Genomic DNA, 22,319 nt, shown 5'->3' with positions numbered 1-22,319 from the left:
TTTTGATCGTTGTTCGATTGCCGTTTGTTTCCGATTCCCCTGTCTGACGCGCTGCCATGACCTTTGCCGCCCTTTCCCATCCCAGCCTGCAACACTGCCGCCGCATGTTCCTGCGCAACTACGAGGTGCAGATCAAYATCGGCGTGCACGAATTCGARAARAARGGCGAGCAGCGCGTGCTGRTCAATATCGACCTGTTCGTGCCGCTGGCCCAAAGCACGCCCCAGGCCGACAAGCTCGAAGAAGTCGTGGACTACGACTTCATGCGCAACACCGTGGCCGCGCGCATGGCCCAGGGCCACATCCACCTTCAGGAAACGCTCTGCGACGACGTGGCGCGCGCGATGCTCCAGCACCCGAAGGTGCGTGCCGTGCGCGTGTCCACCGAAAAGCCGGACGTCTACCCGGATTGCGATTCGGTCGGCGTGGAGGTTTTCCACGTCAAGCAGGCCTGAGGGCGCCTCAAGTAGAATAACGGCCCGTTCTTCGGGTCCGCACCGGGTCTGTTTTGACGCCCGCCTCTTGCATCAGGTATCTCCCATGAGTCACTCCGCTAACTTCTATCGCCTCGAAACCCGCTTGCAGTCGTTGACCGGCAAGGCTATTGGCGACTTCGGCATGATCGAGGACGGAGATACCGTGCTGGTCTGCATGAGCGGCGGCAAGGACTCCTACACGATGCTGTCGGTCCTGATGGCGCTGCAGAAGCGCGCGCCCATCCAGTTCAAGCTGATCGCGATGAACCTGGACCAGAAGCAGCCTGGCTTTCCGGAGCACATCCTGCCGGAGTACCTGAAGTCGGTGGGCGTGGAGTACGTGATCGTGGAGGCGGACACCTATTCGATCGTCAAGGAGAAGGTGCCGGAGGGCAAGACCACGTGCTCGCTGTGCTCGCGCCTGCGTCGCGGAGTGATCTACCGTACGGCCAAGGAACTGGGCGCCAACAAGATCGCGCTGGGCCATCATCGCGACGACATCGTCCAGACCTTCTTCCTGAACATGTTCTTCGGCGGCAAGATGAAGGCGATGCCGCCCAAGCTGTCGACCGACGATGGCCAGCACATCGTGATCCGCCCGCTGGCCTATTGCGCGGAGAAGGACATTGCGTCGTACGCGCGCGCCATGGAATACCCGATCATTCCGTGCAACCTGTGCGGATCGCAGGAAAACCTGCAGCGCAAGAAAGTCAGCGAGATGTTGCAGGGCTGGGAGCGCGAAAACCCCGGCCGTATCGACAATATCTTCGCGTCGCTGCGCAACGTCGTGCCGTCCCACCTGGCCGATACCGAGCTGTTCCCGTTCACGGGGCTGGCCACCGGCCTGGCCAAGATCGACGAGGCATCGCTGTTCGGCGAAACCACCTACAGCCAGCAGGCGCTGACGTTCACCGGCAGCACCGAGGCCAATCGCATGGAGTTCGTGCGATTCGACCGCCCGGCCAAGGCGCCGGCCAGTCCGGAGCAGGCACAGGCCGGCGCGGATTGAGTTCGACGCCAAGACTGCACCGGCACGAACCCGCCGGCCGTCAAGGCCGCATCCGCAAGACAAAACGCCCGCATGCAAGCGGGCGTTTTACTTTATGCGGTGCCGGCGATCACATCCGGCCCCGGCTGAAGGCCTTCGACTGATGGCCTTCACCTCCCGCCCTCGATCGGGGCGCCCCTTCCGTTCGTCACTTCGATGCCTGTGACGAGGCGCCGTTGCCCTCGCGCATCAGCGACCGCATATCGTCGATCCACTTCTGGAAGCGGGTTGCGGCATGGGCCTTCTGCTCCGGCGTGGTCAGGTTGGCGATCGTCACCGTCAGCGCCACGCCGGCCTGGCTGGCGGCCTGGTACGGCTGGGCGCGTTCGGCCGGCGGGCGCTGCCAGTGGTCGGCGTACTTGCGCAACCGGTCTTCCACCTGCGGCTTGGGCGGATGCGTGGTTGACACCTCGCGGGCCAGCGCGACCCATTCCTGCTGGCGCTTCACGCGCTCGGCATAGCGCGTTTCCGCGCCCTGCATGTACGGCCCCATCGCGTCACGGATCGTCCGCTCCTGGTCGTTGGAGAACCGCCCGTAGACCAGCCTGGCGTAGTCCATGATCTTGTCGAAACGAGCCTCCGTGCGCGCCCCCGGGTCGGACTTGAGGTATTCCTTGCGGTACTTCGCGTTGCTTTCCGCAAACTTCGATTCCATGCGCTTGATCTGGTCGGGCGCCAGGGTCAGTATCAGGTCGGCGAGGTCAGGCACCGCGTTCTCAAAGGCCTGGCGGCCCAGCCGCTGGGTGTCCTGCTGGATCTGGCGGACCATCGCTGCGTCCACCGGGCCGGTCACTTCGCCCTTGACCCGTGTGAGTACGGTGGCGATCTCGGGCAACTGGGCCTGGCGGTGCCAGGCAAAGAACCGGGCGATGGCGTCCCGGGTCGGTGGCTCCTGGACGTCGGAGACATCCACATAGCGATCCACCCACCAGTAGGCGAGCCGGTCACCCTGCTGGTAGCCCAGTTTCATGGCGTTGCAGCCACTCAACGCCCCCACCAGCGTCGCGGCGATGGTAAATGCTGCAAACCATGCAAAAACGCGCTTCGGCCAAATGTGAACATAAGAAACGGCTGGCCGTCGGGTGCAAGTCACCATGTTAGAATCGGCGCGCATGTTTTCCGTCGTGCCGGATCGCCCGCCAGCCCAGTCCTGGCAATGGCTTTGCGGGTTTGGTCGCAGCGCCGGCAGCCATCGGGCGCGCCAGGGCCGGAGGGCCCCGCGCAATGCCGGGCGCGTGGCATCGTGGCACGGAAATTCCAGCTTCTTCTCAGACACACTCACTTACGGACCTCCTTGTGAATATCGTCATTCTTGCCGCGGGCATGGGCAAACGGATGAACTCCGCACTCCCCAAGGTCCTGCATCCGGTCGCCGGACAGCCGATGCTGTCGCACGTGCTGGACACCGCCCGTACCCTGTCGCCCACGCGACTCGTGGTGGTGGTCGGTCACGGTGCCGAGCGCGTCCGCGAAGCCGTTGGCGCGCAAGACGTCGCCTTTGCCGAACAGGCCCAGCAGCTGGGCACCGGGCACGCCGTCATGCAGGCACTGCCGTTGCTCGACGACAGCCAGCCCACGCTGGTCCTGTATGGCGATGTGCCCCTCACCACGGCGGCCACCTTGCGGAGCCTGGTCCACGCTGCCGGCAGCGAGCGCATGGGCGTGCTCACCGTCGAGATGCCCGATCCTACCGGATATGGCCGCATCGTACGGGACGCCGCCGGGAACATCGTACGCATTGTCGAGCAGAAGGATGCCAGCGATGAAGTCCGCGCCATCCGCGAGATCAACACCGGCATCATCGTCTGCCCCACCGGCCACCTGCGCCGCTGGCTGAGCACGCTGCGCAACGACAACGCGCAAGGTGAGTACTACCTCACCGACACCATCGAGCGCGCCGCCACGGAAGGCGTGGAGGTTGTGTCGGCCCAGCCGGCCGCGCTGTGGGAGACGCTGGGCGTCAACAGCAAGGTCCAGCTGGCCGAGGTCGAGCGCATCCACCAGCGCAACCTGGCGCAGCAACTGCTCGAAGCCGGCGTGACGCTGACGGACCCCGCGCGCATCGACGTGCGCGGCCAGTTGACCTGCGGGCGCGACGTGACCATCGACGTGGGCTGCGTGTTCGAAGGCCGCGTGCACCTGGAGGATGGCGTGCACATCGGGGCGAATTGCGTGATCCGCAACGCCACCGTCGGCGCCGGCACACGTATGCAACCGTTCTGCCACATCGAGGAAGCAAAGATCGGGCCGGCGGGCCGGATCGGGCCGTATGCGCGCCTGCGTCCCGGTACGGAGCTGGGCGAGGATGTGCACATCGGCAACTTCGTCGAGGTCAAGAACAGCCAGATCGCCGACCACAGCAAGGCCAATCACCTGGCCTACGTGGGCGATTCCACAGTGGGCCAGCGCGTCAATATCGGCGCGGGTACCATTACCTGCAACTACGATGGCGTCAACAAGCACCGCACCGTGATCGAGGACGACGTATTCATCGGTTCCGACACGCAGCTGGTGGCGCCCGTGACGGTGCGCCGTGGCGCGACGATCGGCGCGGGCACCACGCTGACCAAGGAAGCCCCGGCGGACAAGCTGACGCTGTCGCGTTCGAAGCAGATGACCGTGGATGCGTGGCAACGCCCGGTGAAGCAGCCCAAGCCATAAACGCGATTCCATCGCGAAGCGGGCCCGGCGTCGGGTCCGACAATCATTCAGTGACAGGGCGCGCGGGACGTGCGCGCCAAATCGGGGGGTCCCAGCATGTGTGGCATCGTCGGCGCGGTTTCCAACCGCAATATTGTTCCGGTCCTGATCGAGGGCCTGCGTCGCCTCGAGTACCGTGGCTATGATTCCTGCGGCGTGGCCGTGGTGCGCGATGACATGCTCGAGCGTGCCCGTACCGTGTCGCGCGTGGCCGATCTCGACACCCAGACGCAATCGTCCGGCCTGTCCGGCCATCTGGGCATCGCCCACACGCGCTGGGCGACGCACGGCAAGCCCGATACGATCAACGCCCACCCGCATTTCTCGGACGAAACCATCGCGCTGGTGCACAACGGCATCATCGAGAACTACGAGCCGCTGCGCGACGAACTGCGCGCGGTGGGCTACGGCTTCGAGTCGCAGACCGATACCGAGGTGGTGGCGCACCTGGTTCACCAGGCCTACACCTATCCGAGCAGCGCCACGCGTGGCGACCTGTTCGGCTCCGTCCGCGCGGTCACCAAGCGCCTGCATGGCGCCTACGCCATTGCCGTAGTGGCCAAGGACCAGCCTGACGTCGTGGTGGGCGCCCGCGCCGGGTCGCCGCTGGTGGTGGCGCTGGGCGAGGGGGAGTCGTTCCTCGCATCCGATGCGCTGGCCGTGGCCGGCACCGCCAACCGGATCATTTATCTGGAAGAGGGCGATGTGGTGGAGCTCACGCGCGCCGGCGCCACGATCCACGACGCGAACGACATTGAAGTCCAGCGCGAGGCGCGCGTGGTGGAAACCCACGCCGCCGCGGTGGAACTGGGTCCGTATCGCCACTTCATGCAGAAGGAAATCTTCGAGCAGCCGCGTGCGCTGGGCGATACGCTGGAAGGCATCGCCGCCATCACGCCGGACCTGTTCGGCGAGACCGCCGCGTCCGTGTTTGCCGGGATCGACAGCGTGCTGATCCTGGCCTGTGGCACTAGCTACTACTCGGGCTGCACGGCCAAGTACTGGCTGGAGTCCGTGGCGAAGATTCCGACGCAGGTGGAAGTGGCCAGCGAATACCGCTACCGCGACACCGTGCCGAACCCGCGCGCGCTGGTGGTGGTGATCTCGCAATCGGGCGAGACCGCCGATACGATGGCCGCGTTGCGCCACGCCCGTTCGCTGGGTCATGCGCATACGCTGGCCGTCTGCAACGTGGCGACGAGCGCCATGGTGCGCGAGACGGAACTGCGCTTCCTGACGCGCGCCGGCACCGAGATCGGCGTGGCATCGACCAAGGCCTTCACCACGCAACTGGCAGCGCTGTACATGCTGACGCTGGCACTGGCGAAGGTGCGTGGCCACCTGACGGAAGAGCAGGAGGCGGCGGCGCTGACCAACCTGCGCCACCTGCCGTCCGCGCTGCATGGCGTGCTGGCGCTGGAACCGCAGATCATCGCGTGGTCGGAAGAATTCGCCCGCCGCGAGAACGCGCTGTTCCTGGGCCGCGGCCTGCACTACCCGATCGCCCTGGAAGGCGCGCTCAAGCTCAAGGAAATCTCGTACATCCACGCCGAAGCCTACCCGGCCGGCGAGCTCAAGCACGGCCCGCTGGCGCTGGTGACGGAGGCGATGCCGGTAGTGACGGTGGCGCCGAACGATGCGCTGCTGGAAAAGCTCAAGTCCAACATCCAGGAAGTGCGCGCGCGTGGCGGCCGCCTGTATGTATTTGCCGATGCCGACACGCATATCCAGTCATCGGACGGCATCCAGGTGATCCGCATGCCGGAGCACTATGGCGCGCTCTCGCCGATCCTGCACGTGGTGCCGCTGCAGCTGCTGGCGTATCACACGGCCTGTGCCCGGGGTACGGATGTGGACAAGCCACGCAACCTGGCGAAGTCCGTGACGGTGGAATAAGAGGTCGGGCCGCCGCTGCCGCGCCCGCCGCCGCTCTCCGTCAACGGGAGCGCCGGGGCGGCGCAGGCGGTGCATCGTTCGCCACTACCACTTTCACGTGGCTCCCGGCAGTGCGGTGGTGCCCAAGTTTCGCAAGCGGCGGTAAATGCCCGCCGCGCCGTCCCACGCATCCTCCCCATTCCCGATAGGGTTGGCGGTTTCGGGGTATCCTTGCCGGCATGCCGCGCGCACGCCTCTCTGGGTGGCGCGCAGTGCGCCTGTCCCGGTGCCGCATCTTGCCGCCCCGGGCCCCACGGCGCTCCCAGCGATTCCACAGAAATATGAAAGACCTAGAAAGTGAGCTGATCGGCTCCGCCCGGCTGCCGACCCGCTATGGCGACTTCACGGCGCATGCCTTCCAGGGCGCCGACACCGGCACCGAACACCTGGCGCTCTCGATCGGCGATATCTCCGGCGAAAACGTACTGGTCCGGCTGCATTCGGAGTGCCTGACCGGCGACGTGTTCGGGTCCTGCCGCTGCGACTGTGGCGAGCAACTCGACCTGGCCATGCAGAAGATCGCCGAGGAAGGGCGCGGCATCCTGCTGTACCTGCGCGGCCATGAGGGCCGCGGCATCGGCTTGTCAAACAAGATCCGCGCCTACGCGCTGCAGGACGGCGGGCTCGATACCGTCGACGCCAACCTCGCCCTCGGGCAAGCCATCGACGCACGTACCTATGCGTTCGCCGCCGACATGCTCCAGCAGTGGGGCGTCAAGTCCGTCCGCCTGATGAGCAACAATCCGGTCAAGATCAAGGCGCTTGAAGATGCCGGCATCGCCGTGACCGAGCAGATGCGTCACATCGTGCCGCCGAACGCCGAGAACGAAAAATACCTGGCCACCAAGCGGTCTCGCATGGGTCACCTGCTGGACTGATCCGCAGCCTCTCGCGCCGCCCGGCGCGGGGCATGTAGGCATCGACCGACAACCGCTTGCGAGGCCACCCGACAGCCTGCGCAGGGTCACTCCCCTATCTTGGAATCAAGGCCGCGCCATTTCTTGCTGAATGGCGTGGAATGTTCCATGACGCGTTGCGCCTGTTTCTCAGGCGGCGCGCTCGATGAGAGGAGCCCACTATGGCTGACAACAACGTTTCCGTGTTGAACGACCTGATCGAGGTTTCGCGCGATGGCGAGGAAGGCTTCCGCAAGGCGGCGGAGGATGCAAAGAATCCGGAACTGAAGACACTGTTCTCCAGCCGTGCCACGGAAATCGGCGCCGCCGTGCGTGAGTTGCAGGGCCGGGTGACGGCGCTGGGCAGCAAGCCGGAAGAAAGCGGCAGCGTGGCCGGCGCACTGCATCGCGGCTGGGTCAGCCTGCGCACCGCCGTCGCCGACCGCTCCGACTTGGCCATTCTCGAAGAAACCGAGAAGGGCGAGGACGTGGCCAAGAAGAAGTACGCCGACGCGCTGCAGGAGACCGACCTCAGCTTCGATATCCGCGCATTGATCGAGCGCCAGTATCAGGGCGTGCTGCGCAATCACGACATGATCCGCGACCTGCGTAATCGCTACCGCGCCAGCGGTGAATGATTGAAGATCCGGATTGTCGATTGTCGATTGCCGATAGCCAGGAGCGCTTCCTTCGGGAAGCGCTTTTTTATTGGCGGGAGATTAATCGTCGAGGTCCGAAATGCCAGGTCTGCAACAGGCCTGCAACGATATGCGCTTCCCTTGTGCATCGTGCGAAATCGGAATCGCAATCATGCGCAAAATCATGTCCAAAATCATGCGCATTACCGCGAATGCCGCGTCGGATAACGCTTTCGTCCAGCACGCAGCCATTATCGTATATGCCTTGACCTTCTGGCCATGGGAATTACCATGAAAATCTCCGGCGCTTTGTTTTCGACGCCAGTTTCGATGCGGTCACGGGAAACGATGTCATGAAAAGCGACAAGAAGGTAATTCAATTGCTCAACGGTCAGCTCAAGCACGAGCTGACGGCCATCAATCAATATTTCCTGCATGCCCGCATGTATCGCCACTGGGGGCTCACCGCGCTCGGCAAGCACGAGTACGAAGAATCGATCGAAGAGATGAAGCACGCGGACAAGCTGATCGAGCGCATCCTGCTGCTCGACGGCCTGCCCAACCTGCAGGACCTGGACAAACTGCTGCTGGGCGAGAACACCGAGGAGATGCTCGGCTGCGACCTCAAGCTGGAGCTGGTGTCGCAAGCCAGCTGCAAGGAAGCGATCAAGTACTTCGAATCGGTGGGCGACTACGTGTCGCGCGAGGTCGTCAGCCATATCCTCGAAGACACCGAGAACCATATCGACTGGCTGCAGACGCAGCTGGAACTCGTGAACAAGGTCGGCCTGCAGAACTACCTGCAATCGGCGATGGGCGAGCCCGAGTGAGGGCTCGACTGATGGGCCGTCTGCAGACTTGATCGACTTCGGCTACACTGCGCCCCGCAACATCGATTGTCCGCAAGGACGTCATTCCGGGGCGGGGTGGCAGAGTGGTGATGCGACGGCCTGCAAAGCCGTGTACGACGGTTCGATTCCGTATCCCCGCCTCCATTCCCCTCTGACTGTTCTGTCATCTTTCCCGGATATGCTTTTGGCCTGACCCCTTATCGGTCGGCTGGCGCATTTCGTGCTCCGTTTTGCCCAGGCATGGCAAACGTCGCATTCGGTGAATCCCCTCTGGAAACTCCGCCCCGATTGCGATAATGTGGGGCCGCGCGTGCACCAACTGTCAGCATCTCACCGCTCCCGTGGCACGCGTCGTCGTACGACTTCCGATATTTCCCATCGGGGATCGGCGACATAGTTCCACCATGCAGGGCTTCCATGGCATTTCCGTCTCAACGTGATGAGAAAAACAGAGGCTCCCGATGATTAAAGATCTGCGAGTCCGCGCGGCGCAGCCGTCGGATGCGCCCGCCATCGAGGCCGTTCTAGAGCGGTGCGGCCTTCCGGTGGACGATTTGCCGCGGCTCGTGGGCGGATTCCACGTCGCCCTGCTTGAATCCCAGCTGGTTGGATGTGCCTGCGCCGAGCTCTTCGGCGATACGGCCATCGTTCGCTCGGTGGCGGTGCTGCGCGAATGGCGCGACCAGGGCATTGCCAGCCACCTCGTCAACGCCGTGATGATGCGGGCCCGCGCCAACGGCAGCCGCCGCGCCGTGCTGCTGACCTCCAGTTGCCCGAGCTATTTCGCGCGCTACGGTTTCTCGCTGATCCATGCCTCCAAGTTGCCAAACGAGGTGCTGGAGAGCAAGGAGTTCCAGCGCCTGCGCAACACCAGCGCGCTGTGCATGAGCGCCGAGCTTTAACCGTCCTTCTGCAAGGTTTTGCAAAAGCGTAAATAATCGGGTTCCCAAATTTGCGCTTGCAAGCAGGAGACAACATGCCGACGACCGTCCGCGCCGTACGCCTTCACGAGTTTGGTCCGCCGCAGGTCATGCGCCTCGAACCCGTCGAGTTGCCGCCGCCGGCTGCCGGCGAGGCTCGCGTGCGGCACACCGCGATTGGCTTTAACTTCATCGACGTCTACCAGCGCAAGGGCACCTATCCACTGCCGGTCGGCACGGGCCTTGGCCATGAGGCGGCCGGCGTGGTGGAAGCGGTCGGGGAGGGCGTGCGCGACGTCGCGGTGGGCGACCGTGTCGCGTACATGAATGCCGGCCTGGGTGCCTATGCCGAAGGCCGCAACGTGGCCGCCGACAAGCTGGTGAAACTGCCCAACGGTCTCAGCGACGAGCAGGCCGCGGCCGTGATCTTCAAGGGCATGACCGCGCAGTATTTGGTGCGCCATACCCATGCGGTGAAGCCGGGCGACACGGTGCTGGTGCATGCGGCGGCCGGCGGCGTGGGCCAGATTCTCAGTGGGTGGGCGAAGGCACTCGGTGCGCGGGTAATCGGCACGGCCGGCTCCGCCGCAAAGTGCGAACGGGCGAGGGCGGCGGGCTGTGACGTCGCCATCGACTATAGCCAGGGTGACTGGGTGCAGCAGGTGCGCGCCGCCACGGATGGCCGCGGGGTGACCGTGGTGTACGACGCCGTGGGCAAGGACACCTTCCTGGGCTCGCTCGACTGCGCGCAGACATTCGACATGGTGGTGCTGTACGGCGGGGCATCGGGTCCCGCGCCGGCCATCGAGCCCGAATTGCTCAACAAGAAGGGTTGCCTGTTCCTGACGCGTCCGTCGGTATTCCCGCACAACGCCGATCCGGCGCGTTTCCGCGCCAATGCCAAAGACCTGTTCGACGCCATTGCCGCGGGCCATGTGAAGGTGGAGATCGGAGCGCGCTTTCCGCTTGCCGATGTCGCTCGCGCGCACGAGGCCGCGGAGCGGCGGGAGACGACGGGAGCCATCCTGCTGTTGCCTTGAGACCACGCCGCGCTGACGCCATGCATGCATCCGGCGTCGCGCGGATCGGATCGCCCCCGGTCGGGCGTTCTACTGGTGCGGCGCCCCGCCGCAGAAACTGATCTCGACGCTCACGTGCACGAGTTCCTCGTGCACGGACAAGGCCTGCCGCACGCGCTGCGGTGTGAGCGTGGTGTCATGGGTGACCAGGCTGGCGATGCAGGCAAACTGCTCGCGGCCCACGCGCCAGATGTGCAAGTCCGCCACGCGCGTGCCGTCTTCGCCCTGATCGAATCCGGCCAGGACTTCGCGCACTTCCTCCACGACCGGATGGTCCATCTCGCGGTCCAGCAGGACCCTGCCGCTCTGGCGCATCAGGCCGATCGCCCATCGGCCGACCAGTACGGCGCCAACCAGCCCCATCACAGGATCTAGCCAGCTCCAGCCCAGCCACCACCCGCCAGCGAGTGCCACGATGGCCAGCACCGAGGTGGCGGCATCGGCCAGCACGTGCACGTAGGCCGAACGCAGGTTGATGTCGTGGTGATGGTGCCCGTGGTCGTGCCCGTGCGCATGGTCGTGATGATGGGCGTGATCGTGGTCGTGGGAGTGCGCGCCGCCAAGGATCAGCGCGCTGACCAGATTCACCAGCAGGCCGAAGGCGGTGATGGCCAGGGCTTGCTGGTAGTGGATCGGCTGTGGGCTGAACAGGCGTTCGACCGAGGCGAACACCATCAGCGCGGCTACGCCGAACAGGAATACTGCGCTGGCAAAGGCGGCCAGCACTTCGATCTTCCAGGTGCCGAAAGTAAACCGGGCGTCGCCGGCCAGCCGTCGTGCCGCCGCGTAGGCAAAGGCGGAGGCGCCGATGGCGACGGCGTGCGAGCTCATATGCCAGCCGTCGGCCAGCAGGGCCATGGAGTTGAACCAGAGGCCGGCCGTGATCTCGATGGCCATGGTGGCCAGCGTGATCCACATGACCAGGCGCGTGCTGCGTTCGGCGGCCTGGTTGCCGGTATCGAAGACGTGGGAATGGGTCCACGCGGACAGGTCGTGCGTGTGCATGGTGAAATCGGAATCCGTCGTGTTGAAGGGCGCACACGAAGCGTAGCAGCAATGCCGCGCCGCAGCGCGCTCGTCCATGCGGCCGGGATGGGGTTGGCCGCGCCTGTTCGATAGCCCTGGCGCGCCAGCGGCGCATCGGCATGCCGCCCACGTGCCATCAACCGGTGGCTCGTCCCCCGTCTGCCAGACGCCTACCACCCATGATAGGGCGCCGACGCGTCGTAGGCGCCGAAGCGCTCGGCCAGGAAGTCGACAAACGCCCGGACGCGCGCGGACAGCTTGTCGCGCGACAGATACACCGCGAAAATATCCGCAGGCGGCGCGGCCCATTCGGTCAGCACCTGCCGCAGACGCCCGGAGCGCAGCAGCGGCGCCACTTCCCATTCCGATCGCAGCAGGATTCCATGCCCCTGCAGCGCCCAGCCGACCGCCACCTCGCCGTCGTTGGTCGCGGCCGGGCCACGCACCTTGACGGTCTCCTGCCGGCCCGCCGCGTGCAAGTGCCACGTGCCGTAGGCCGACTCGCTTTCGCGGATCACGATGCAGCGATGCTGCTGCAAGGCACGCGGCGACGCCGGCTCGCCATGCCGTGCGAGGTAGGCCGGGGATGCGCACAACAGCCGGTTGTTGGGCGCGAGCCTGCGCGCGTTCAGCCGGGCATCGGGCAGGTCGCCGACGAGGATGCCCACGTCATAGCCTTCCTCGGCCAGATTCATCGCCCGGTCGGTGAGCTGGAGCTGGATTTCCACATCGGGAAACGCCTGCAGGAAATCTCCCACGGCCGGCGCAAGATGGCGCCGCCCGAATCCCAGCGTGGCGTTGACGCGCAGCAGCCCGCGCGGAGCCACGCGGCTGCCGCCCAGGCCTTGCTCCAGTTCTTCCAGTTCCGACAGGATTCGCCCGCCCTGCGCCAGATAGGCCTCGCCTTCGGGCGTCACCGACAGCCGGCGCGTGGTCCGGTTGAGCAGCCGTACGCCCAGGCGCGCCTCCAGCGCGGCCAGCCGCTTGCTGGCGGCGGACGGCGTGATGCCAAGCTGTTGCGCGGTGCCGGCCAGACTGCCGCGCTTGACCAGCAACACGAAGAAGGCGAGATCGGAAAAGGCGTCCATGCGGGGAAAAGTGGCGAATCTGGCGCTCTGGGGAATCGTGAATCCAGGGCATGAATGTCAGTCGATTCGCGAAATTATAGCGATGGATTCCGTGATTACACTGCCGCCATTCCCCCACTCAAGCAGGCAGAGCATTTCTCATGGCCGGTCTTACCCTCTATCGCAAACTGGTGGATTCGCACACCGTGGTCGCGCTCGATGCGGACAACGTGTTGCTCTATGCGGATCTGCACATCATGAACGAGTACACCAGCCCGCAGGCGTTTGCCGGGCTGGCCGAACACGGTCGCAAGGTGCCCGTGCCCGGGCAGCAACTGGCGGTGGTGGACCACATCATCCCCACGCATGCGGAAACGCCGCGCGTGATCCGGGACCCGGCCTCGGCGCTGCAGGCGCGCAACCTGAAGCGCAACTGTGATCTCCACGGGATTCCGCTGTTCGACACCGACGACCCATTGCAGGGGATCGAGCACGTCATTACGCCGGAGCACGGCATTATCCGCCCGGGCATGGTCGTGCTCTGCGGCGACAGCCATACCACGACATACGGCGCGTTCGGCGCGCTGGGGTTTGGCATCGGCACGTCCGAGGTGGAGCACGTGCTGGCCACGCAGACGCTGGTCTATCGCGTGGCGCGTGACATGCGCATTCGCGTGGATGGCCTGTTGCCGCACGGCACGACGTCGAAGGACCTGATCCTCCATATCATCGCCCGCATCAGCGCGCAGGGTGCGCGTGGCTATGCGGTGGAGTTCACGGGCGAGGCGATCCGCGCGCTGTCGATGGAAGCGCGCATGACCCTGTGCAACATGACGGTGGAGGCCGGCGCACGCGGCGCGCTGATTGCGCCCGATGCCACCTCGATCGCCTACGTGCTGGATCGCGCGCCGGACATCGACGCCGCGATGGCGCAGCGCGCCCGCGCGGCGTGGGCGGAGCTGGTTTCCGACGAGGACGCGCGATTCGACGCCGAACTCGTGTTCGATGCCGCCGTCGTCGAGCCGTACGTGACCTGGGGCACCAGCCCGGACCAGGCGATCCCCGTCGGCGCACGCGTGCCGCATCCGGCGGATGCCGCCGATGCGATTGCCCGAGCCTCCGCCGAGCGCGCGCTCGGGTATATCGGGCTCGCGGCCGGTGCGTCGCTGCAGGGCCTGCCCGTGCAACGCGTGTTCATCGGGTCCTGCACCAATGGCCGCATCGAGGACCTGCGCGCCGTGGCGGACGTCGTGCGTGGCCGCAAGGTGGCGCCGGGCGTGCGCGCGATGGTGGTCCCGGGTTCGGGGGCCGTGCGCGATCAGGCCGAAGCCGAGGGCATCGCCGCGCAGCTGAGGGCGGCGGGCTTCGAATGGCGCAAGCCGGGTTGCTCGATGTGCCTGGCCATGAACGACGACGTGCTGACGCCGGGCGAGCGCTGCGCGTCCACCACCAATCGCAATTTCGAGGGACGCCAGGGACGCGCGGGACGCACGCACCTGATGAGTCCTGCCATGGCCGCCGCCGCGGCTGTCACGGGCTGCATCACCGACGTGCGCCGCCTGGAGATCCAACATGTCTGACTACACGCTGATCGAAGGCACCGGCGCACCGTTGCCGCTGCCGAACCTGGATACCGACCAGATCATGCCCAAGCAATTCCTGCGCGGCATCGACAAGGCCGGCCTGGACAAGGGTCTGCTGTATGACATGCGCTTTGACGAGGCCGGCGGCCCGCGTGCGGACTTCGTGCTGAACCAGCCGGCGTATCGCGATACGCGGGTGCTGGTGGCCGGGCCCAACTTCGGGTGCGGGTCCAGCCGCGAACATGCGGTCTGGGGGCTGCAGCAATACGGCATCCAGGCGGTGATCGCACCGAGCTTCGGCGAGATCTTCTACTCCAACGCGATGAACAACCGGCTGCTGCTGGTGATGCTGCCGCAAGCGGATGTGGACCGGCTGATGGCGGCCGTGTCGGACCCGGTGGCGCCGGCCACGCTCCGCGTCGACGTGCGCGCCATGACGGTCAGCGCGGGCGATTTCAGCGCCGGCTTCACGCTGTCCCCGCGCCATCTGGACATGTTCCGGCTGGGGCTGGACATCATCGGCTTGTCGCTGACCCATGCCGATGCGATTGCGGCTTTCGCCCGCGGCCATCACGCGGCCAATCCCTGGCTGCGCGATGTGGCGGCCGTTACTATGGCAAGACTCAACGGCCAGCCAGTCGCCAACCGCTAAAGGAGCCACACGATGTTCGAGGGATTCACGGAGCGCCGCATCGACGCCAACGGCGTCGCCATTCATGCCGTCGTGGGTGGAGAGGGCCCGGCGCTGCTGCTGTTACATGGTCACCCCCAGACGCATGTGATCTGGCACAAGGTGGCGGGCGAGCTGGCGCGCCATTTCACCGTGGTGGCGACGGACCTGCGCGGCTATGGTGACAGCGACAAGCCCGCCGGCGTGGCGGACCATAGCAACTACAGCAAGCGCGCGATGGCCGCCGACCAGCTCGCCGTCATGCGCGCGCTGGGCTTCGAGCGCTTCCGTGTGCTGGCGCACGACCGTGGCGCGCGCGTGGCGCACCGGCTCGCGTTGGATCATCCCGATGCGGTGGAAAAGCTGGTCACGCTGGACATCGCCCCGACGCTGGCGATGTATGCCCAGACCAACGAAGCCTTTGCGCGGGCGTACTACCACTGGTTCTTCCTGATCCGCCCGGCGCCGTTCCCGGAAACGCTGATCGAGGCCGATCCCGAGCTTTACATCCGCCAGACGATGGGCGGCCGCAGCGCGGGCCTGGCGCCGTTCACCGAGGCGGCGCTGGCCGAATATCTGCGTTGCCTGAAGACCCCCGGCGCCGCACATGGGCTGTGCGAGGACTATCGGGCCAGTGCGGGGATCGATCTGGAACACGATCGCGCGGACATCGCGGCGGGCCGCATGGTGGAGTGCGAGATGCTGGCGCTCTGGGGAGCCGACGGCGCGGTCGGCAAGTGCTTCCAGCCGCTGGAAGAGTGGCGGAAGGTGGCGCGCCGCGTCACGGGCCACGCGCTACCGTGCGGCCACTACATCGCCGAAGAAGTGCCCGATCAGTTGCTCGAAGAAGTGTTGCCCTTCCTGAAGGGCTGAATCCCCAGCGGCGCGGCGTGGGCTTGACCCCGCCGCGCCCGTCATCGCCCATTCGCCTCCTCATTCGCCTCACTCGCCTCATTCCCCGCTTCCTTCCGCTCGCGCCGATGGCGCATCCCCCGCACGTCCAACGCCGCCGCAGCGCCAATTTTTTTGAAACAACCATTTAATCATCGCTGTGCAGAGTGATCCGCACACTGGCATGATGGCGAACTGGTGGATTTCTGATGTGTCTGACGTTGCCATGCCGTCAGCATTGGCAACTGTGCTAAACATACATACATGTATGGATGTATAATGCGGCCCGTCCGAAAGCCCCCACGTAGTTAATTTTCATCATGACGTACCGATTTATTGCAGGCTGTCTCGCCGTCTGGCTCGGCATTTGTGTTGCTGCGAGCTGGCTCGTCGAGCGGCTTTGGGCCTGACTTGCTGGGATATCCGGAGGGGGCCGGGTGCGACGCGCACCAGATGCGTTGCAAACGACACTTCACCGTGTGCCAGGCAGGTCAGGCTCGTGCATTTCCGTTGCCGAGCCACTCTCTCTTCGTCGAAGCCTTCCATATGAAGAAAGAACAACAAGACCGCCGCATGCCCCACTTTGCATTTCTCCGCAAGCGCTTTTCCTTCCCTATCGTCGCCGCGTCGCTGCTTGCCATCGCCAGTTCGGCCGTCAGTGCCGAAGAGCTGGTGGGCTGGAGCCATCCGGCCGTGCACGTGGCGTATGGCCGCGATACCAGCCATGACGTCAACAAGTACGAGCTGGGCGTCAACTTCAACACCCCCATCCAGTACGGCAACCCGCAAGGCTGGCTGTTCCGGCTCCAGGCGGAAGTCAACTTGGCCGGCTGGGACGCCCGCGGCGGCACCAACCAGCAGAACCTGTTCGAATTCGGCATCTCGCCGATCCTGCGCGTGGAAAAGCGCGGCGGCTACTTCGTGCCGTTCGCCGAGGCGTCGGTGGGCCTGCGCGTGCTGAGCCACACGGGCACGTCCGACGAACACCGCATGGGTAGCGCGTTCCAGTTCTCCGACATGCTTGGCGTGGGCGTGGGCTTTGGCAAGAACGCCAATACGGAAGTGGGCTTCCGCTTCCAGCACATCTCGAATGCCGGGATCAAGGAACCGAACCCGGGCAGCAACTACTACACGGGCTACGTGCGTTATCGCTTCTGAGTGGTTTCCGGGCGCAGCGGCCGGATCTAGGCGGCGCGGGCGATCGCCGTCCGGCCGCTGCGCACCGCATCGAAGAACGTCCACAGCTCACCGGCGTCGCTGGTTGCCACATTGAAGCGGATCCACGGCGAATCCGTTTCGTCGGGTTCGAAGTAAGACCCGGGTGCCAGCCAGATGCCGTGCTCCAGCGCCAGCGTGGCCAGCTGGTTGCCGGGCAGGGCCACACTGTCTTCCCCCGGCGCCAGTCGCGCCCACGCAAACATCCCGCCTTCGGGGCGCAGCAATACCTCCAGCCCGTGCGCTTCCATCTTTTCCGTCACACGATCCTGCTGCGCGCGTAGCCGCTCGGCGAGCGCCCCAACGTGTCGCCCATAGTGGCCACTGGTCAGCACCGAATAGACCAGCCGCTCGGTAACCTCCGATGACGTCAGACCCACCGCCATCTTCGTTCGCGCGAATGCCTTGGCCAGGTCCGGGCTGGCCGCCAGATAACCCACGCGCAGCGACGGCGCGATGGTCTTCGAAAAGCCGTTCACATAGACCACCTGCGACAGGCCATCCATCGCCGCCAGCATCGGCGATCCGGCGGGCGCCAGCTCGCGGTAGATGTCGTCCTCCACCACCAGCAGCCGATGCTGCTCGGCCAGTTGCAGCACGCGGAACGCGTTCATGCTGGTCAGGCTGGCGCCGGTGGGGTTCTGCAGCACGGTGTTGATGAACAATGCGCGCGGCCCGTGCTGGCGGATCGCGTCCTCGAGCGCATCGGTATCCAGCCCCGCCGCAGTGCGCGCCACGCCGATCACGCGCAGCCCCGCCAGTCGCAGGATCTGCAGCAGGTTGCAGTAGCAGGGGGCTTCCACGAGTACCGTATCGCCAGGCCGCAGCAGCGTGCGCACCACCAGGTCCAGCGCTTGCGTGGCGCCCTGTGTGAGCACGACCTGCTGGGCCTGCACGGGAATGCCGTACTGGCTCAGGTGCGTGGCGATGTGTTCGCGCAGCGCGCCGAATCCGTACGGATGGCCATAGCCGGAAACCTGCGCGGCCGGCACGCGCGCCGCGCTGCGCATGGCCTGGTGCAGACCCTCCTCATTGAGCCAGTCCCCCGGCAGCCAGCCGGCACCGGCCTTGATCGGCACCGAATGGTCGGCGAATACATCGGACAGCAGCCACGCCGCGTTAAGGCCGGGGGCCTCCCAGTGCGAGGCGCGCGCGTGCCCGGACGGTGCGTGGCGATGCGCCACGGTGTAGCCCGACCCTGGCCGCGCCGCCAGGTAGCCGAGCGCGGTCAGCCGGCCATAGGCCTCCGCCACGGTAAACGTGCTGACGTTGTGCTGTTGCGCAAAGCGCCGCACCGAGGGCAGCGCGGCGCCGGCGCGCAATGCGCGGCGATCCACCAGTCCGGCAATGGCGGCGACGATCTGTTCGGTCAGGGTTTCGCCGCCACGACGGCTGCGGGCAAGTTTCAGGTTCAGGTTGAGCATGCAGCACTCTGCGGATTGCAAGACCTGTACAGTTTAACGACATGCGACACACCGATCGGCAGAGTTTTCAAATGGTGCGCCGCAGCGCGAATCCGAGCACACAAGCCGGTGGCAGCCTGCCATCGGTCGTCCGGTGCGCCGTGTGCCTGCTCGCCTTCCTGTACGGTTGTCGCAGCCTAAACTGTACGGTGAGGTGGCGTTTTGCCGACCGTATATTTTGTCGGCCCGACCCCGCCGGTAGAGTTGTCGGAATCCGTGGCGTGCCGTCGCCACCCCTCCCCCATTGCTTCAGGAGAATGTATGGACGCCGCCAAGACCGTGATCCCCGATATGGAAGCCCTGTGGATGCCGTTCACAGCCAACCGCCAGTACAAGGCCGCTCCGCGCCTGCTGGCATCGGCCAGCGGCATGTACTACACGACCCACGACGGCCGCAAGATCCTGGACGGCTGTGCCGGTCTCTGGTGTGTGGCCGCGGGCCATGCGCGCAAGGAGATTGTCGAGGCGATCGCGCAACAGGCGGCCACGCTTGACTACGCCCCACCGTTCCAGATGGGCCATCCGCTGGAATTCGAAGCCGCCACCAAGGTGGCGTCGCTCATGCCGCAAGGGCTGGACCGCATCTTCTTCACGAACTCGGGTTCGGAATCCGTGGATACCGCCCTGAAGATCGCGCTGGCGTACCACCGCGCGCGTGGCGAAGGCCAGCGCACGCGCATCATCGGCCGCGAGCGCGGCTACCACGGCGTGGGCTTTGGCGGGCTGGCGGTGGGGGGCATTGGCCCGAACCGCAAGATGTGGTCGGCCAACGTGATGCCGGGCGCCGATCATCTCCCGGCCACGCTGAACATTGCCGAAGCCGCGTACTCGAAGGGCCAGCCGCAATGGGGTGCCCATCTGGCCGATGAACTCGAACGCATCATCGCGCTGCATGACGCCTCGAACATCGCCGCCGTGATCGTCGAGCCGCTGGCCGGCTCCGCCGGTGTGCTGGTGCCGCCGGTGGGCTATCTGGAAAAGCTGCGCGCCATCACCAGCAAGCACGGCATCCTGCTGATCTTCGACGAGGTGATCACGGCCTTCGGCCGCCTGGGCGCGGCCACTGCCGCCGAACGCCTGAACGTCACGCCGGACCTGATCACGATGGCCAAGGCCATCAACAATGCTGCCGTGCCGATGGGCGCCGTGGCGGTGCGCCGCGAAGTGCATGACGCCGTGATCAACGCCACGGCCCAGGGCGGCATCGAACTGCCGCACGGCTACACCTATTCGGGCCACCCGCTGGCGATGGCGGCCTGCATCGCCACGCTCGACATCTACCAGCGCGACAAGCTGTTCGCGCGTGCCGCCGAGCTGTCGCCGAAGTTCGAAGCCGCCGTGCATGGGCTGCGCGGCGCGCCGCATGTGAAGGACATCCGCAACCTGGGCCTGGTGGCCGGCGTGGAGCTGGAATCGCGCCCCGGCGCGCCGGGCGCCCGCGCCTACGAGGCCTTCCTGAAGTGCCTGGAGCGCGGCGTGCTGGTGCGTTACACCGGCGATATCCTGGCGTTTTCGCCGCCGCTGATTATTTCAGAGGCCGAGATCGACCAGTTGTTCGATACCGTGAAGCAGGCGCTGCAGGACGTGCAGTAAGACCTGCGCCCACGCCAAAGAGACTGAGAGGAAGACCGCAGTGAACATCGCAGAAAACCGGCAGATCGCCGAGATCCACCACTACATCGGCGGCGCCATGCGCAATGGCGGCGCGGGCCGCTTCGCCGATGTCTTCAACCCGGCTACGGGCGAGGTCGCCGCGCGCGTGGCGCTGGGCTCCGCCGAGGACGTGGCCAGCGCCGTTGCCGCGGCCCGCGCGGCGTTTCCGGTGTGGGCCGAACTGGCGCCGCTGCGCCGCGCGCGCATCCTGTTCAAGTTCAAGGAGCTGCTGGACAAGCATCATGACGACCTGGCCGCGCTGATCACGCGCGAGCACGGCAAGGTGTTCTCGGACGCCAAGGGCGAGGTCACGCGCGGGATCGAGGTGGTGGAGTTCGCCTGCGGCGTCCCCAATCTGCTCAAGACCGATTTCACCGACAACATCGGCGGCGGCATCGACAACTGGAACCTGCGCCAGCCGCTGGGCGTGGTGGCCGGCATTACGCCGTTCAACTTCCCGGTGATGGTGCCGATGTGGATGTTCCCGGTGGCGCTGGCCTGCGGCAACACGTTCGTGCTCAAGCCGTCCGAGCGCGACCCGTCGCCCAGCCTGCTGATCGCCGATCTGCTCAAGCAGGCCGGCCTGCCCGATGGCGTGTTCAACGTCGTGCAGGGCGACAAGGTGGCCGTCGACGCTCTGCTGGCGCACCCGGACGTGCAGGCGCTGTCGTTTGTCGGCTCCACGCCGATCGCCGAGTACATCTACACGGAAGGCACGAAGCACGGCAAGCGCGTGCAGGCGCTGGGCGGCGCGAAGAACCACCTCGTGGTGATGCCTGACGCCGACCTCGATCAGGCCGTTGACGCGCTGGTGGGCGCGGCCTACGGATCGGCCGGCGAGCGCTGCATGGCGATCTCGGTGGCCGTGGCCGTGGGCGATGTGGCCGACAAACTCGTGCCGCGTCTGGCCGAACGTGCCGCGTCACTCAAGATCCGCAACGGCATGGATGCCGACGCCGAAATGGGCCCGCTGGTGACGGGCGTCCACAAGGCGAAGGTGGAGGGTTATATCGCCAAGGGCGTGACCGAGGGCGCGACGCTGGTGACCGATGGACGCGGCCACAAGGTGGAAGGCCATGACAACGGCTTCTTCGTCGGTGGCACGCTGTTCGACAACGTCAAGCCGGACATGACGATCTACAAGGAAGAGATCTTCGGCCCGGTGCTGTCGGTGGTGCGCGTGCATGATTTTGCCGAGGCCGTGGACTTGATCAACCGCCATGAGTTCGGCAATGGCGTGTCGTGCTACACCAGCGACGGCGGCATCGCGCGCGCGTTCTCGCGCCAGATCCAGGTGGGCATGGTCGGTATCAATGTGCCGATTCCCGTGCCGATGGCGTGGCATTCGTTCGGTGGCTGGAAGCGTTCGCTGTTCGGCGATCACCACGCCTATGGCGAAGAGGGCGTGCGCTTCTACACGCGCTACAAGAGCATCATGCAGCGCTGGCCGGACAGCATCGGCAAGGGCGCGGAATTCACGATGCCAGTGGCGAAGTAACGCCGCATTGGCTGGCGGGCTTTACCGCCCGTTCGCCCTGTCACGATTGAGCGCTCCCTTCGCGGGGCGCTTTTTCATGGCCGCGTGCCGGAGCTTGCGCCGGCGCCGGGGGGCGCGTGCGTCGGGCTGGCATCCTGCGCGCCGCCGACCGGCGCATTGGCTTCGAACTTCGCGCGATGCGTGGAAAAGAACGTGCGGACATTGCGCACGTTGGAGGCACCCGTGAAAAGCCGGCGGGCGAAGGCGTCGTAGGCGGCCATGTCGGGCATCTCCGTGAGGACGACAAAGTCCGGCCCTGGTGACACGCGATAGCACTGGGTGACGACGCTCTCGCCGCAGACGTACGCCTCGAACGCGTCGTAGTCCTCGGCGGTCTGCCGGTCCAGCGTGATCTCGATGATCGCCGTCAGCCGCGCGCCGAGCCTGACGGGGTCGAGGATGGCGATTTCGCGCTGGATCACGCCCGACTCCCGCAGCCTGCGCACCCGGCGCAGGCATGTCGGCGCCGAGGCGAAGACCTGCGCGGCAAGCGCGGCATTCGACAGCGACGCGTCCGCCTGCAGTGCGCGGAGAATGCGGCGGTCGAGATCGTCCAGTTCGACGTCGATCACGGGGAGACTCCTGCGCCGCATGACGTGAAAGAATATTTCATCACGATAGGACAGACTTCTGTGATTTCATAAAGGCGAAAAATCTGAAAGAAAATTTCA

At 65.7% G+C, this 22,319-nt stretch carries 20 protein-coding genes and 1 tRNA gene; 16 read left to right on the top strand and 5 right to left on the bottom strand.

The features are described from left to right. Nucleotides 1–56 precede the first annotated feature (56 nt). Together AC1DOX_RS00870 and ttcA are read left to right on the top strand one after the other, a co-directional pair. A complete protein-coding gene (locus AC1DOX_RS00870) occupies nucleotides 57–455 on the top strand; it encodes a dihydroneopterin aldolase (RefSeq protein ID WP_477113981.1) in 399 nt (132 codons plus the stop codon). 85 nt (nucleotides 456–540) lie between these two features. Continuing rightward, entirely contained in the window at nucleotides 541–1,485 is a 945-nt protein-coding gene (gene ttcA, locus AC1DOX_RS00865; RefSeq protein WP_092135658.1) for a tRNA 2-thiocytidine(32) synthetase TtcA, read from the top strand. Between the two features lie 187 nt (nucleotides 1,486–1,672). Here the strand turns inward: ttcA and AC1DOX_RS00860 are convergent, their stop codons facing one another. Next, on the bottom strand, nucleotides 1,673–2,494 hold the full coding sequence (locus AC1DOX_RS00860) for a DUF6279 family lipoprotein (RefSeq protein WP_441618694.1): 822 nt from the start codon (nucleotides 2,492–2,494) through the stop codon (nucleotides 1,673–1,675). Nucleotides 2,495–2,820: 326 nt separating this feature from the next. On the opposite strand from AC1DOX_RS00860, the gene glmU reads away from it, so the two are divergent. From glmU to AC1DOX_RS00820, 8 genes are all read left to right on the top strand, one after another. Next, on the top strand, nucleotides 2,821–4,185 hold the full coding sequence (gene glmU, locus AC1DOX_RS00855; RefSeq protein ID WP_092135660.1) for a bifunctional UDP-N-acetylglucosamine diphosphorylase/glucosamine-1-phosphate N-acetyltransferase GlmU: 1,365 nt from the start codon (nucleotides 2,821–2,823) through the stop codon (nucleotides 4,183–4,185). 96 nt (nucleotides 4,186–4,281) lie between these two features. Next, complete coding sequence (gene glmS / locus AC1DOX_RS00850; protein WP_441618696.1) at nucleotides 4,282–6,120, top strand: glutamine--fructose-6-phosphate transaminase (isomerizing); 1,839 nt, start codon at nucleotides 4,282–4,284, stop codon at nucleotides 6,118–6,120. A gap of 320 nt (nucleotides 6,121–6,440) precedes the next feature. Beyond that, entirely contained in the window at nucleotides 6,441–7,037 is a 597-nt protein-coding gene (gene ribA, locus AC1DOX_RS00845; protein WP_092135664.1) for a GTP cyclohydrolase II, read from the top strand. Between the two features lie 200 nt (nucleotides 7,038–7,237). Continuing rightward, a complete protein-coding gene (locus AC1DOX_RS00840) occupies nucleotides 7,238–7,693 on the top strand; it encodes a PA2169 family four-helix-bundle protein (RefSeq protein WP_441618698.1) in 456 nt (151 codons plus the stop codon). 353 nt (nucleotides 7,694–8,046) lie between these two features. Further along, nucleotides 8,047–8,523 carry a bacterioferritin gene (bfr, locus tag AC1DOX_RS00835; RefSeq protein WP_092135669.1) on the top strand — a complete coding sequence of 159 codons (477 nt, stop codon included), beginning with the start codon at nucleotides 8,047–8,049 and terminating at the stop codon, nucleotides 8,521–8,523. A gap of 90 nt (nucleotides 8,524–8,613) precedes the next feature. Continuing rightward, nucleotides 8,614–8,688 (top strand) — tRNA-Cys (locus AC1DOX_RS00830). Between the two features lie 317 nt (nucleotides 8,689–9,005). After that, a complete protein-coding gene (locus AC1DOX_RS00825; RefSeq protein WP_092135670.1) occupies nucleotides 9,006–9,446 on the top strand; it encodes a GNAT family N-acetyltransferase in 441 nt (146 codons plus the stop codon). Nucleotides 9,447–9,520: 74 nt separating this feature from the next. After that, complete coding sequence (locus tag AC1DOX_RS00820; RefSeq protein ID WP_441618701.1) at nucleotides 9,521–10,504, top strand: quinone oxidoreductase family protein; 984 nt, start codon at nucleotides 9,521–9,523, stop codon at nucleotides 10,502–10,504. Nucleotides 10,505–10,573: 69 nt separating this feature from the next. On the opposite strand, the gene dmeF is transcribed toward AC1DOX_RS00820, so the two are convergent. Both dmeF and AC1DOX_RS00810 read right to left on the bottom strand, forming a co-directional pair. Next, nucleotides 10,574–11,548, bottom strand: a complete 975-nt coding sequence (gene dmeF / locus AC1DOX_RS00815) for a CDF family Co(II)/Ni(II) efflux transporter DmeF (RefSeq protein ID WP_441618703.1) — start codon at nucleotides 11,546–11,548, stop codon at nucleotides 10,574–10,576. Between the two features lie 191 nt (nucleotides 11,549–11,739). Next, the gene (locus AC1DOX_RS00810; RefSeq protein ID WP_441618705.1) at nucleotides 11,740–12,657 is read right to left on the bottom strand and encodes a LysR family transcriptional regulator; all 918 of its coding nucleotides are present in this window, start codon (nucleotides 12,655–12,657) and stop codon (nucleotides 11,740–11,742) included. Between the two features lie 140 nt (nucleotides 12,658–12,797). Here AC1DOX_RS00810 and leuC point away from each other — a divergent pair, with 140 nt between their 5' ends. The 4 genes from leuC (at nucleotide 12,798) to AC1DOX_RS00790 (ending at nucleotide 16,938) form a co-directional block, all read left to right on the top strand. After that, nucleotides 12,798–14,216, top strand: coding sequence for a 3-isopropylmalate dehydratase large subunit (gene leuC / locus AC1DOX_RS00805; RefSeq protein WP_441618707.1), 1,419 nt, complete (start codon nucleotides 12,798–12,800; stop codon nucleotides 14,214–14,216). Further along, nucleotides 14,209–14,871 carry a 3-isopropylmalate dehydratase small subunit gene (gene leuD, locus AC1DOX_RS00800; protein ID WP_441618709.1) on the top strand — a complete coding sequence of 221 codons (663 nt, stop codon included), beginning with the start codon at nucleotides 14,209–14,211 and terminating at the stop codon, nucleotides 14,869–14,871. The genes leuC and leuD overlap by 8 nt, the downstream gene beginning before the upstream one ends. Nucleotides 14,872–14,883: 12 nt before the next feature. Next, nucleotides 14,884–15,762: an alpha/beta fold hydrolase gene (locus AC1DOX_RS00795; protein ID WP_441618711.1), complete on the top strand. Its 879-nt coding sequence runs from the start codon at nucleotides 14,884–14,886 to the stop codon at nucleotides 15,760–15,762. A 591-nt stretch (nucleotides 15,763–16,353) separates the two neighbouring features. Then, entirely contained in the window at nucleotides 16,354–16,938 is a 585-nt protein-coding gene (locus tag AC1DOX_RS00790; protein ID WP_441618713.1) for an acyloxyacyl hydrolase, read from the top strand. Nucleotides 16,939–16,964: 26 nt separating this feature from the next. Here the strand turns inward: AC1DOX_RS00790 and AC1DOX_RS00785 are convergent, their stop codons facing one another. Beyond that, entirely contained in the window at nucleotides 16,965–18,419 is a 1,455-nt protein-coding gene (locus tag AC1DOX_RS00785) for an aminotransferase-like domain-containing protein (protein WP_477101348.1), read from the bottom strand. Between the two features lie 300 nt (nucleotides 18,420–18,719). Here AC1DOX_RS00785 and aptA point away from each other — a divergent pair, with 300 nt between their 5' ends. Then, nucleotides 18,720–20,051: an omega-aminotransferase AptA gene (gene aptA / locus AC1DOX_RS00780; protein WP_092135682.1), complete on the top strand. Its 1,332-nt coding sequence runs from the start codon at nucleotides 18,720–18,722 to the stop codon at nucleotides 20,049–20,051. Nucleotides 20,052–20,091: 40 nt separating this feature from the next. Continuing rightward, nucleotides 20,092–21,609, top strand: coding sequence for a CoA-acylating methylmalonate-semialdehyde dehydrogenase (locus AC1DOX_RS00775; protein WP_441618717.1), 1,518 nt, complete (start codon nucleotides 20,092–20,094; stop codon nucleotides 21,607–21,609). A gap of 74 nt (nucleotides 21,610–21,683) precedes the next feature. Here the strand turns inward: AC1DOX_RS00775 and AC1DOX_RS00770 are convergent, their stop codons facing one another. After that, complete coding sequence (locus AC1DOX_RS00770; protein WP_441618719.1) at nucleotides 21,684–22,241, bottom strand: Lrp/AsnC family transcriptional regulator; 558 nt, start codon at nucleotides 22,239–22,241, stop codon at nucleotides 21,684–21,686. Between the last annotated feature and the right edge of the window lie 78 nt (nucleotides 22,242–22,319).

Source organism: Cupriavidus sp. 01L415, assembly GCF_056400065.1.
Note: the sequence above shows the minus strand (reverse complement) of the source record. Positions and strands in the feature narration are given on the sequence as shown.